We start from the raw sequence: 12,443 nt of genomic DNA on the forward strand, positions 1-12,443 counted from the left end.
CTTTAGGGCTTTTAAGCAACTTTCACTTAAAAGCCCGAGTCTTATTTTATTTTTAATTTACTCATCAGCTTAGAGTAGCGTTTAAAAATTTTATCTTCTCTTGCTGAAATCCAACCTAATAAAAAGAATTGCTCTGTTTTAATTGCTTTAATATTTCTTAAAACAATATCTTTACTCAATAAATGATTTTTATATAAATCATACACTTCAGAGAAATATGATTTATCCATTTGTTGTGCTAATAAGTACTTATGTGAATGATTTAAATAATACTGAAATTGAGAGATAAGGCCGAAGAGACTTGGGTCTAAAGGTGTTTCTAGTTTTTCACATAACTGTTGTTTAATTTGTGTATATTGCTCGGTCAGCAGTTTTTCGAAGCGAGGTGTTTCATCTTTCTTTTTTTCGTCAGTTGGTAAACTGAATTTGAGTAATTCTAAAATGAGTAGCGTAAATTGAGGAGAGGTGACAGCTTTAGAGAAATCTAACTTATATTTTTCTAAAACACGACTTATGTTTTTGAAATCATAGTTTTCAGTTGACGTATATGTTTGATGTTGCAATGTATAAAGATGATTAAAATCTAAAAGCATTTGATTCAAATCTTTGAGAATATTGCTTTGATCAAGTATAGATTTAGGAATATAAGCTGAAAGTAAATCTAAGCTATGGCAGATATTTTCTATACACAGTTGTGTGGTTGTAAAGTGTTTAGATTCAGCGACTTGATCTGCAATCACTGCAATATTAGGAAGTAATTGCTGTATATAATGCGAAACAATATGTTGGCTCGCTTGATGGCAGGAAAGTTTTTTATCTAAAGATACGATTTTGAAAGTTTCTGCAATGCTTGCATCTAATTGTCGTGCAATTAAGTGCCCGCGTTCTGCTTTGCTACGAACATCTAACCAAATGTGATATTTCTTAACCCAACTTTGAACAAGTTCAATTAAATCTTGTACATTTCCATGTTTAAGCTCGAACTCTAACTCATAAATTTCTTGTTTTTTGTATTGTTCATTGCCGACACTTCCTATATCTAGACATACTTCTACTTGGGTATTTTCATGGTTTAATATTTGGAATTTTCGTTCGACAATGGTTTCAAATTTAATTTCTAAAAGCTTATTTTTATTGTCTTTACTAAAAATATTTGAGAGTAATTTTTGGGCTTTTTTATCATTTTTATATAAGTCTAAAGCAATTTTAGGTGCATGTTCTGATATTCCTCGATCTATCTCATTTTCATAACGTGACAGTGTATTGTTTCCAGCCTTTAATGTTTGTACCCAGTTCTGATTTTCTTTACGTAAGCGTAAGGCAGCATAGTGTTTAGAGAATGCAAAATCGGGAGTGTCAAAATATTGTGCATGTAAAGAAATAGCGTCTGGCGAAAGTTTTTGAATGGCATTTTTAACTATTGTTCTCTTATGTGTGGGTACTTGTAGTTTTAATTCAACTTCATGCATGTGAAGATCCTTGGCAAAAGATAGTTAAGAAATAGTGTACTGAGTTTAAAAGATGAATAGATAAAAAAGGCAAACTTAGCTTACAAAAGATTACATTCCTGATGCTTTTGATTAAACTTTGTTCAATCGGTAATTTAAAAAGAAAGAATAGATTAGAGCTAAAACTTTAATAAATCATATATTTTTAATGGAATCGGATATTCTTATTTTCTAAATCAGAAAAAATAGATTGAAAATTAAAGTAAATATTCTAATAATTTGCGTAAGTTTTTATTGCTTTTATGCAATGCATTTAATTTTGGATATGAATGATCATGAATAAACTCGCTCAAATTATTATTCCGGCGACGCTACTTGTAGCAAGTGCAACGACTTATGCAGAAACAAGTGATGGTAAGACATTAGCAGTTTCTGCAGGCTGGGCACACATTATGCCGCAGGGAAGTAAGCAAGGTGTTTATTCTACGAGTAATAACCGTGCCGTAAGTGCAACAGGCTTTACGTCAGATGCTGGTTTTGACTTAGAACATACAGATACAGCTGAGTTTAAAATCGATTATCTTGTAAATGATAATGTAAGTTTAGGACTAATTCTTGGCGTACCTCCTCGTTTGGATATTAAAGGTGAAGGTTCTCTCTTAGGTGGTAAGCTAAATCTAGATAAATTTAGCAAAGTGGGTGATATTAAAGTCTATAGTCCTGTGATTACAGGTAAATATCATTTTGGTGCGGTAACGAATAAGTTTCGTCCATATGTGGGTGCGGGTTTAATGTATGCACATTTTTCTGGATTAAAACTTGATTCAGGTATTCAAAATGATGCGTTACTAAAAGCAACTCAAGGTTCAATTACCAATGTTAAAGTAAGAGATGCAATTGCTCCGGTTGCTTTCTTGGGTGCAGATTACAGTATTAATAAAGACTGGTTTGTTACGGCATCTGTAAGCTATGTGAAACTGGATACACATGCAAGCCTAGATGTTTCTGGAAAACATCCACTTGCTGGGGCTTATACGGTTAAAGGCGATACAAAAATTGAAATTAACCCAATCGTGACTTACTTAGGGGTGGGTTTCCGCTTCTAAAATAAACGAGATAGCTGATGCATCTTTATATTAGGGTGCATCAGTACTGCTTAGATTAAAAATGTTTAAAAAGAAATGTATTTTCGCGTCATTATCGTTTATATATAAGAAGCTAAATTAGATGGGTTTATAGAAAACTCATTGTTCTATTAAACACTTTCGTATTGAAAATATAAAAGGAAATCTTATGCGCGCGTACAATTTCTGTGCTGGACCTGCTGCATTGCCCACTGCTGTCTTAGAGAAAGCTCAAAGTGAGTTATTAAATTGGCAAGGTAAAGGTGTCTCCATCATGGAAATGAGTCACCGCAGTAAAGACTATATTGCTGTTGCTGAACAAGCAGAAGCAGATCTTCGTAATTTATTAAATATACCAAACAATTATAAAGTATTGTTTTTACAAGGGGGTGCGAGTTTACAATTCTCTGCAATCCCATTAAATTTACTCGGTAAAAACAATCAGGCAGACTATGTTCATACAGGAATCTGGTCAGATAAAGCCATTAAAGAAGCTAAGCGTTACGGTAATATTCATACTATAGACGCTACTTATGATGTAGAGGGGAAGATGGCAATCCGTCCAAGTCAGGATTGGCAACTTTCAGAAAATGCAAGTTATGTACACTACTGTGATAATGAAACAATTGGTGGCATACAGTTTGGTGAAATTCCAACAACAACAGCACCTCTTGTTGCTGACTTGTCATCAAGCATTTTGTCTGCGCCTTTAGATATTTCTAAGTTCGGTTTGATTTATGCAGGTGCACAAAAAAATATTGGACCTGCAGGTCTGACTATTGTCATTGTACGTGATGATTTACTAGATCAAACGAAACCTGAAATTCCATCTTTATTAAAGTATTCTGCGCAAGCTGACAATGCGTCTATGTTAAATACACCAGCTACTTATTCTTGGTATTTGGCTGGTTTAGTATTTGAATGGTTAAAAGAGCAGGGTGGTGTTGAAGCAATTCATAAGATTAATCTTGAAAAATCAAATCTATTATATGGTTATATTGATCAAAGTGATTTTTACGCGAATCCAATTGCTCAACCTAATCGTTCTATTATGAACGTACCATTTACGCTTGCAGATAGTTCTTTAGAAAAGCTGTTCTTACAAGAGGCAGAGACTGCTCATTTACTTAATCTTGCAGGACACCGTTCTGTAGGAGGCATGCGTGCAAGTATTTATAATGCTGTACCTTTAGAGGGTGTGCAAGCACTGGTTGATTTCATGGATCATTTTGCAAATAAGCACGGCTAATCGAGGTATAAAAATAAGAAGCACTACTCAATATTATGGAGTACAGTGCTTCTTATTTAATAAATTGAATGCAGTAAAAATGCAACCATAAAAATACCAAGAAAGAAAAAGCAAATTCCACCAAGGTCAATCTTAAGTTTAGGCTGTGTGTGTTGTACGAGCGTATTTATTTGTTCTGGAGCGGTCTTCATTCATCAGTTCCAAATCATATAATATAGATTATATGGTTATTATTTGCTCTTAATTGTAGAGTAAATATTTGCTTGAATCCATATGTTGCCGCGAATATATTCCCCTATTTCATAATTCTTATACAAAGTATCTTTCGTAATAATACGAATAAGGGTTGATTCTGCATTATCTTCCAATATTAAGGTGACATCGTATAGTGTGTAATCTTCATTCATGAAGCTTAATTCACTTTTACCAACGACTTTACCTTGAAACCAAGCTTCATCTTCCTGTCCTAGGTTTTCACCGTATAAATACGCAACCATTTTAGAAAAGTCGACAGTAACAGGGGCTTTATCATCTTCTGTTTTAGGTTGCCATTGATCAATCAGTTCTTGTAAGTTTGATGGAGCAATGCCATTGTGTTCTGCCAAAATATCATTTAATGCACGGTGGTGTTTAATTGAAGCAGGGTCGTCAACTACAATGTGTTCATTTGGGTTGACTGTATTGAGTTCATAAGCCCAAGCCGTCAAGCTAACGCTATAGGTCTGAGTGGTATCATATTGTGCATGATTGACAGCATATAAACTATCGAATGCATAAACTGTCGCATTATGACCTATGTTTAAACGTAAAACAGCTTGGCTATTATTTTGACTACGAATAATACGTTCGACTTTAGCAACTGTTTTGAAAGGACTTTCAAAAATAGGAAAGGCTGTTTTTACAGATTTAGGCTGATTATTTTCAACAGCAATGACCTGAGTCACTTGAATTTTGGATTCTTCTGGCCCTTGAATGAGCCAACAGCTTTCATCCATATCTTGTTCTGTACCGCAGAGTCCCATAGGCATAACAGGTGCATTAAGTGCTTGACCTAACCATTGCGGTACAATCTCTGAAGGATTATTGGTGAGAAGATTCCAATGTTCAACATGACTACCAAATATTTTGTCTTCAACAGTAATTGTTTCAGGTCTATTTTTTTGCATATTTATAAGCACACTAAGTTTTGTCCCATTGATGTCCTATATCGTGCATTTTGATGTATTTTTCAAGTCAATGATGTGAAAAGTTCGTAAAATTTATTTATTTATGTGTCTGCTAAACGCATTTTACGATTTAATTTAAATAATCGCTGAGGCATTTATAGAGGGATATTGTTAAAATGACTTAAATTGTTAAATGACCTATTCATGTGCTAAATTTTAAATTATGGGTAGATGCAGATGCGCTACCAAGAATCTATCGAGATATTATTTTTAAAGCATCTGACCGTTACTTGCTTGAAGTAATTTTTGTTGCTAATCAGCCATTAGGAATTACTCCTTCTGTACGCATTAAATCATTACAAGTCATGAGTGGTGCAGATCAGGCTGACAAAGAAATTGTTCAGCAAATGTGTGCAGGCGATATTGTGATTACTCAAGATATTCCACTTGCTGCCGATGTGATCGAAAAGGGAGGTGTGGCGATTCACCCCAGAGGTGAGATCTATACCATAGCGAATATTAAAGCGAGATTACATTTACGTGACTACATGGATACATTACGTGGAGCAGGTGTACAAACTGGGGGGCCTAAACCTCTAAGTGAAAGAGATAAGCGCGAGTTTTCGAGTGCTTTAGATCAAACCATTCAAAAACAAAAACGCCGTAAACTCTAAGAAATTTTCATAAAATCTCATCAGGTAACATGCTTTGTACAATTGAATGTCAGAACATATCCCTAATGAGGTTTAATTTTTGTGAAAATAAAGATAAGATTTTGCCAATTAATTGATCTTTTTAAATTAATCGTTAAGTCCACGATATACTTATACAATCGTTTGACTGAAAGATGAAATAAGAAATTATGAGTATCTTTGAGAGATCGATATTCTTATAAAAGATTTGATGATTAAATCTTAAAAACAGTTACGATTATTGTGGCTGTATTTGTTCATAAATACTCGGATTTAGGTCGTATGTTTAAACCCATCTCGCTGTACATCGGTCTGAGATATACTCGCGCTAGGCGTAGTAATCACTTTATTTCTTTTATTGCTCTTGTTTCTATGATTGGGCTCACATTAGGTGTTGCTGTATTAATTACAGTGCTTTCAGTCATGAATGGATTTGACCGAGAGCTAAAGACACGTGTGCTTGGAATGGTGCCACAGGCAACAATCTCCTCTAATGAAATTATTACCAATTGGCCAAATTTAGCGGATAAAGTGTCTAAACAAGCGCATGTAACAGGCGTAGCTCCTTTTACACAACTACAAGGTATGCTTACGGCGCAGGGACAGGTTTCAGGTCTTATGGTGACGGGTATTGATGCTAAATATGAAAAAAATGTATCTATTATCCAAAATCATATGGTGGCAGGAAGTATAGATAATTTAACCAAGGGTAGTTTTGGAATTGTTATTGGGAAACAACTTGCAGATTCATTTGGCTTAGGGTTAAACGATAGTGTGACATTGGTTTTGCCTGAAGCAACACCTTCACCTGCAGGGGTTGTGCCTCGATTTAAACGTTTTAAGATCGTTGGTATATTTAGTATTGGTGCAGAAGTTGACTCAAGCATGGGTTACATTAATTTGTATGATGCATCCACTCTCTTACGTTTACCAGATGGTGCACAGGGAATCCGTTTAAAATTAGATAATTTATTCTTAGCACCTCAGGTGAGCCAAAACATTATTCATCAATTGCCACAAGGGTTCTATGCATCTGATTGGACGTATACCCATGGAAACTTATTTAGTGCTATCCAAATGGAAAAAGCAATGGTAAGCCTCTTGCTGTTTTTAATTGTATTGGTTGCTGCATTTAATATTGTATCGTCATTAGTTATGGTCGTTACGGATAAAAAATCAGATATTGCAATTTTAAGAACTTTGGGTGCATCACCTACTACGATTACGCGTATTTTTATGGTTCAAGGGACAATTATTGGCGTTGTAGGTACGATTGCTGGTGCTGTATTGGGTGTGATTCTTGCCACAAGTATTAGTAATATTATTGATTGGTTGAATACTCGTTTAGGTTGGCATTTATTTGATGCTTACTTTATTAACTATTTACCGTCTTACTTGCGTTGGCAAGATGTTGTTCTTATTGTGAGTGTATCTTTAATTTTAAGCTTCTTAGCGACGATTTATCCTGCATTGCGTGCATCTAAGGTGCAACCTGCGGAGGCATTACGTTATGAGTAATATTGTATTAGAAGCAAAAAATATTTCGAAAACTTTTAGTGATGGGAAGTCACATGTTGATGTGCTCAAGGGGCTTTCTCTTGAGGTACATGCTGGAGAGTTTGTATCTATTGTGGGTTCAAGTGGTTCTGGTAAAAGTACGCTATTGCATGTTTTAGGTGGTCTAGATCGACCAACAGAAGGTGAAGTTTTTCTAAATGATCGTCGTTTTGATAATTTAAATGAAACACAACGAGGCAATTTACGTAATATTCATTTAGGGTTTGTTTATCAATTCCATCATTTATTACCTGAGTTTAGTGCACTTGAAAATGTTGCCATGCCACTAATGTTACGCAGTAACACGCAATACAAAGAAGTGAAAGAAAAAGCAGAGTATTTACTTGAGCGAGTAGGGTTGTCGCATCGATTAACGCATAAGCCTGGTGAGCTTTCAGGCGGAGAGCGCCAACGTGTGGCTTTGGCGCGTGCATTGGTAACCACACCGCAGGTAATGCTAGCAGATGAGCCAACAGGTAATTTAGATCGACATACTGCTAAAGGAATTTTTGAACTTCTAGAAAGTCTAAAAGCAGAGTTTAACATGGCAATGCTTATTGTGACTCATGACGAAGGTCTAGCTCAATCTGCCGATAAGATTTTGCACATGCAAGATGGTATTTGGATATAATATATAATAATTAGAGCTCACGATGTGAGCTTTAATTTTATGTGTCTGATCTAGTTTTAATGCGATATTTTTTACTTTCTGCGTGGGTTTTGGGGCATATTGGTGTTAATACATACTTTATTAAGCCAATGTCATATACGATACTTTTGGCTGTAACTTTCGTATTCTTATGTATTTTCTGTATTATCCAGTCGAGCATAGATTCACTCAAACCCTATCAAAAAACTATTTTTTATATAAGTCGTCTTGTTTGTGCATCTGGTATGGTTTTTTTATTTGCACAAACGAATATGCACTATTCATTTCAGGAGCGGTTGAAAAATCGTATTTTGGAGAAAGCGAATGTTAAAGTACTTGTATATATTGATCAGCTCGATCAGATAAAGGATCAATTTATACAACAAGACATACAAGTTTTTACACCAAATTTAGCTTCAGAAATCAGCTATTGGCGAACAACATTACCTCTAAAAAAGTATAAACATAATCCATTAAAGTTAGGGAATTATTATTGGTTAGAAGGGGATGTAGATCGGATACATGGTTATGCAACGCCGTATGCCTTTGATAAGGAAAAATGGTCTACTTCTCAAAATATTATGGGCACATTTCGTATTACAAAGATTAGCCCTATCACTGAAAGTGAATTGAAGCCTACTTATGAATGGTTCACTCAATCTCAGAACAATTGGTATGCACATTGGCGAGTGAATATTGAGAAGAAGCGACTTGATTATCGTGAGCAGATTGCAAAATCTTCATTCAAATATTCAGGGCTTTTGCTCGCCCTTCTGACAGGGGATGAAAGCCTAACTCCGAATAGTATAAAGACACAGTTTCAATATTTGGGTATTAGTCATTTATTGGCGATTTCAGGCCCTCATATTCTTATCTTTTCTGGAATACTTACCTGGGTATTACATTCCTTAATCTGTTTAATCGTTCCAAACTTATATTTAAGAATTCCTAAGCAATATGTTTTAGCGATACCTTTTTGGCTAGGGGTCTTGTTTTATTGTGCATTTGTTGGTTTTGAAATCCCTGCAGTTCGTACGCTCGTTACAGTAACGACAATTACAATAAGTTTATTTATAAGACAAAAAGTATCTGCTTTTTTAATTGTTTTATTTAGTGCAAGTGTGATGCTGTGGTTTGATCCTTTAAGCGTACTTTCTGCTGCATTTTGGCTTTCCTATGGTGCATGTTTTGTACTTATACGCATTTATCAAATTGCACAAAAGAAAATACATTTAAATTTTTTTAAACGTATTGTAGTGCCGTTTATTGTTTCGCAATGGCAAGTGTTTATTGCTTTATTGCCGTTAACAATTATATTTTTTCATCAAATTTCATGGTTTGCGCCATTGAGTAACTTAATTGCGATTCCTCTATTAGGCGCAGTTGCTGTGCCTCTTATTATTGGGGGAGCTATTTTTAATGAGATGTCACCATTATTAGGTAATTATATTTTTCAGCTTGCGGACTATACTTTAAGTTTTTTACTTATATTACTGAATTATTTAGAAAAGTTACCATTCAATTTAAGCTATATTCCATTTAATTATTTGCAGATTACGCTATTGGTACTTTCATTATTTATATTATTTCTCCCTAAGAAAACGATACCGAAAGCTTGGTCATTTATTTGTCTCTTACCGCTTATTTTACCGCTCAAACATGAAAATAATTTTCATTTTTATGTACTTGATGTTGGGCAGGGACAGTCTATTTTTATAGAGTATAGCGACTACTCTTTTCTTATCGATACAGGTGGAAATTTTAATGAATCACAATTTAGCTTAGCACAGGCTGTTTTACTTCCATTTTTAAATAAAAATAGCATATCACAACTCGATCATGTCATTCTCTCTCATTTAGACCAAGATCATAGTGGTGCATTTTCAACACTTAAACGGCATATTCCTATAAAACATGTCATGAGTAATATTGAACCTAATGATTTAGAAGGGATTCAAAATTTCGCACAGTGCCATGAAGGGCAGTTCATGCGTTATGATCATTTGGAATTACGTGTTCTATCTCCTGATGCAAATGGCTTGCGAAAGGCAAAAGATAATTCGAATGAGTATTCTTGTGTTGTATATGTGTCTTATAAAAATGAAAAAAAGAATGATGTACCAGCATTAAATTTTTTGATTATGGCTGATGCAGGTCAGGAAACAGAACAGCGTTTAATCGATGCTTATCCTAATTTAGCGGTAGATGTACTGGTGTTAGGACACCATGGAAGCAGATATAGTTCTTCTGAAAATTTTTTAGCGCACTATCATCCTAAAATTGCGATTGCATCTGCAGGCTATCACAATCGTTATGGGCATCCACATATGGAAGTTCAAGATAGGCTGACACGATTGGGTATTCCTCTTTGGGTAACCAGTGAAAAAGGTACGATTCAAATTTCCACAACTGATGATGGTCAAATGACGTCAAAGTCCTATCGTAACTGACGGAGGCTTTGAATATTCTTGAGTGCTTCTGTTTGCGGAATATCATAAATATTATGTAATTGAGGATGTGCTTTAAAGCGTTTATAGCTCCAATGATAATGTTCAGGATGTTTTTCTATAAGGGCTTCAATCATGCGATGAATTTTTTGTGTCCCCTCTATATCCGAACATGTATAAATAGAAGAGTGCACTGGTTGAATGACCATATTAAACCCAAAATTCTCATTGCGAATTGCATAGAGAAAAAGTGCACGTGCTTTAGTTTTCTGAATTAATTTTGCAGATAGTGTGCTCGATGCTAAAGGAATATTAAAGTAGTCCACCATAGTCCCACCGATATGTGGCGTATGGTCGGGCAAAATAACAGTAGTTCCACCTTGTTTTAATGCTTTAAAAATTTGTCTAACACCCGACTCATCTGTAGGTACTAATGTTGCACTCTCACGACTTCTTGCTTCTCGTACAAAACGGTCTGCTTCAGAATTTTTAATTGGTTTGTACATAATGGTCATATTGGTATATTGTGCAAACCATGCATTCATAATTTCCCATGTACCAAAATGTGGGACAATCAGAATTAAACCTTTATCTTCTGCTAACGCTTCGTGAAAAAAGTGTTCACCTTCGACATGATGAATGCGCTGAATATTTTTCTGATTTGTTGCACCCCAAATATTGAAGAACTCGAAATAAGAGATCATTTCATTTTTAATGGCTTGTTTTATAATAATACGTCTTCGTTCTTCCTCGAGATGAGGGAGTGCAATTTTTATATTTAAATGGGCTGATTTTGCTGTTTTAGAAACATGAATATGGTTTGCAATGGTTGCAAGACACTGGGCAAATGCACGTGTGAAATACAATGGCTGTTTACTAATAAATTTAAGTATACGATAGGTAGAGGAGCTGTCTGCTTTATGGTTTGACATTAGATCAGGATAATGTATTCAGAATTCTTGTGCATATACAGAATTATAAGTGAAAATGTAGAAATTAGACAGCATTCATCAATTGAGTGTATATAATACAGTAATTTTAACGATTCGGGGTGTTTATAAATGTCCGATTGGCCACCAAAACCAACAAACCAATCTCATCATCAGCAAGAAAATAAAAGTAATGAATGGGATTTACTTGAAAAAGTTGTCTTGTCCTCTGTTGATGAGCAAAAAAAGACAAGAAAGTGGGGAATCTTCTTCAAAAGCTTAACATTTATTTATCTTTTTATTATTCTTTTCTTTTTGGTCAAAGGTTGCTCTATCTCTAAAGATGGAGAAAGTGAAAAAGCTGTAGGTGATCATTTAGCAGTTGTTGATATTCAAGGAACGATTGGTTCAAGCAGTAAAGATGTTAATAGTGCAGATACCATTAAAGCATTAAAGGCAGCTTTTAAAGCAACTACAAGTAAGGCCGTTGTTCTGAATATTAACTCCCCAGGAGGATCGCCAGTTGAATCAAATAATATTTGGCAAGAAATTCGTTATTTAGAGAAAGAATATCCAGATAAAAAAGTCTATGCAGTGATTGGTGATATAGGGGCTTCGGCTGCTTATCATATTGCTTCGGCTGCAAGTGAAATTTGGGTAAATCCTTCAAGTTTTGTCGGCTCAATTGGGGTAATTATGCCAAATTATGGCGTAACAGGTTTAGCGCAAAAGCTAGGTGTGGAGGATAGAACACTGACTGCTGGTACAAATAAAGATATTTTGAGCATGACTAAACCTGTGAATCCAGCCCAAAAAGCGCACGTGCAGGGTGTTTTAGACGATGTACATCAACATTTTATTGATGCTGTTAAAGAGGGACGAGGCGATCGTCTAAAAAATGCAGATCCTAGTGTTTTTTCTGGTTTATTCTGGTCTGGTAGTCAAGCAATAAAAATTGGTATTGCTGATAAATCTGGAAATATTGAAACGTTAAAACGTACTTTAAAGATTTCTAAAACAGTAAATTACACGGTAGAGCATAATCCATTGGAATCTCTTTTAGGTAAAATGGGTGCACAAGTTGGACAAGGTTTTGCATCATCTTTAACAAAAGAGCTTGAAACAAAACAAGAAATTAACTTACAGTAAAAACATAAAAAAAGCGCATCATTTTCGATGCGC

11 protein-coding genes are annotated in these 12,443 nt (G+C 35.0%); 7 read left to right on the forward strand and 4 right to left on the reverse strand.

Annotated elements, in window-relative coordinates; genetic code table 11:
- Positions 1–41: 41 nt before the first annotated feature.
- Entirely contained in the window at positions 42–1,469 is a 1,428-nt protein-coding gene (locus tag OZX61_RS03825) for a CYTH domain-containing protein (RefSeq protein ID WP_277095377.1), read from the reverse strand.
- Between the two features lie 314 nt (positions 1,470–1,783).
- Here OZX61_RS03825 and OZX61_RS03830 point away from each other — a divergent pair, with 314 nt between their 5' ends.
- Together OZX61_RS03830 and serC are read left to right on the forward strand one after the other, a co-directional pair.
- Entirely contained in the window at positions 1,784–2,554 is a 771-nt protein-coding gene (locus OZX61_RS03830) for an OmpW family outer membrane protein (RefSeq protein WP_196337882.1), read from the forward strand.
- 187 nt (positions 2,555–2,741) lie between these two features.
- Positions 2,742–3,821 (forward strand): 3-phosphoserine/phosphohydroxythreonine transaminase, encoded by a 1,080-nt coding sequence (serC, locus tag OZX61_RS03835; protein ID WP_277095378.1) that lies wholly within the window; start codon positions 2,742–2,744, stop codon positions 3,819–3,821.
- A 56-nt stretch (positions 3,822–3,877) separates the two neighbouring features.
- Here serC and OZX61_RS03840 read toward each other — a convergent pair whose 3' ends face one another.
- Positions 3,878–4,012, reverse strand: coding sequence for a hypothetical protein (locus OZX61_RS03840; protein ID WP_266096409.1), 135 nt, complete (start codon positions 4,010–4,012; stop codon positions 3,878–3,880).
- Positions 4,013–4,051: 39 nt separating this feature from the next.
- Positions 4,052–4,993, reverse strand: a complete 942-nt coding sequence (locus OZX61_RS03845) for a hypothetical protein (protein ID WP_277095626.1) — start codon at positions 4,991–4,993, stop codon at positions 4,052–4,054.
- A gap of 194 nt (positions 4,994–5,187) precedes the next feature.
- Between OZX61_RS03845 and OZX61_RS03850 the strand changes: the two genes are divergently transcribed.
- From OZX61_RS03850 to OZX61_RS03865, 4 genes are all read left to right on the forward strand, one after another.
- On the forward strand, positions 5,188–5,661 hold the full coding sequence (locus tag OZX61_RS03850) for a YaiI/YqxD family protein (RefSeq protein WP_277095627.1): 474 nt from the start codon (positions 5,188–5,190) through the stop codon (positions 5,659–5,661).
- A gap of 300 nt (positions 5,662–5,961) precedes the next feature.
- On the forward strand, positions 5,962–7,197 hold the full coding sequence (locus tag OZX61_RS03855; protein ID WP_196337884.1) for a lipoprotein-releasing ABC transporter permease subunit: 1,236 nt from the start codon (positions 5,962–5,964) through the stop codon (positions 7,195–7,197).
- Positions 7,190–7,867 carry a lipoprotein-releasing ABC transporter ATP-binding protein LolD gene (lolD, locus tag OZX61_RS03860; RefSeq protein WP_195772471.1) on the forward strand — a complete coding sequence of 226 codons (678 nt, stop codon included), beginning with the start codon at positions 7,190–7,192 and terminating at the stop codon, positions 7,865–7,867. Before OZX61_RS03855 ends, lolD begins: the two co-directional genes overlap by 8 nt.
- Positions 7,868–7,908: 41 nt before the next feature.
- Positions 7,909–10,335 (forward strand): DNA internalization-related competence protein ComEC/Rec2, encoded by a 2,427-nt coding sequence (locus tag OZX61_RS03865; protein ID WP_277095379.1) that lies wholly within the window; start codon positions 7,909–7,911, stop codon positions 10,333–10,335.
- On the opposite strand, the gene OZX61_RS03870 is transcribed toward OZX61_RS03865, so the two are convergent.
- On the reverse strand, positions 10,323–11,264 hold the full coding sequence (locus OZX61_RS03870) for a lysophospholipid acyltransferase family protein (RefSeq protein WP_277095380.1): 942 nt from the start codon (positions 11,262–11,264) through the stop codon (positions 10,323–10,325). The two genes, OZX61_RS03865 and OZX61_RS03870, sit on opposite strands and share 13 nt — an antisense overlap.
- Before the next feature lie 129 nt (positions 11,265–11,393).
- On the opposite strand from OZX61_RS03870, the gene OZX61_RS03875 reads away from it, so the two are divergent.
- A complete protein-coding gene (locus OZX61_RS03875) occupies positions 11,394–12,410 on the forward strand; it encodes a S49 family peptidase (protein WP_277095381.1) in 1,017 nt (338 codons plus the stop codon).
- The last annotated feature ends 33 nt before the right edge of the window (positions 12,411–12,443 follow it).

The sequence above is a fragment of the Acinetobacter sp. ESL0695 genome (genome assembly GCF_029392135.1).
Lineage (GTDB): Bacteria > Pseudomonadota > Gammaproteobacteria > Pseudomonadales > Moraxellaceae > Acinetobacter > Acinetobacter pollinis.

Bases quoted from the DNA above. Each gene is read 5' to 3' on its own strand.
- OZX61_RS03875 (WP_277095381.1), top strand. From the start codon at position 11,394: ATGTCCGATTGGCCACCAAAACCAACAAACCAATCTCATCATCAGCAA.
- serC (WP_277095378.1), top strand. From the start codon at position 2,742: ATGCGCGCGTACAATTTCTGTGCTGGACCTGCTGCATTGCCCACTGCT.
- OZX61_RS03840 (WP_266096409.1), bottom strand. From the start codon at position 4,012: ATGAAGACCGCTCCAGAACAAATAAATACGCTCGTACAACACACACAG.
- OZX61_RS03825 (WP_277095377.1), bottom strand. From the start codon at position 1,469: ATGCATGAAGTTGAATTAAAACTACAAGTACCCACACATAAGAGAACA.
- OZX61_RS03870 (WP_277095380.1), bottom strand. From the start codon at position 11,264: ATGTCAAACCATAAAGCAGACAGCTCCTCTACCTATCGTATACTTAAA.
- lolD (WP_195772471.1), top strand. From the start codon at position 7,190: ATGAGTAATATTGTATTAGAAGCAAAAAATATTTCGAAAACTTTTAGT.
- OZX61_RS03855 (WP_196337884.1), top strand. From the start codon at position 5,962: ATGTTTAAACCCATCTCGCTGTACATCGGTCTGAGATATACTCGCGCT.
- OZX61_RS03830 (WP_196337882.1), top strand. From the start codon at position 1,784: ATGAATAAACTCGCTCAAATTATTATTCCGGCGACGCTACTTGTAGCA.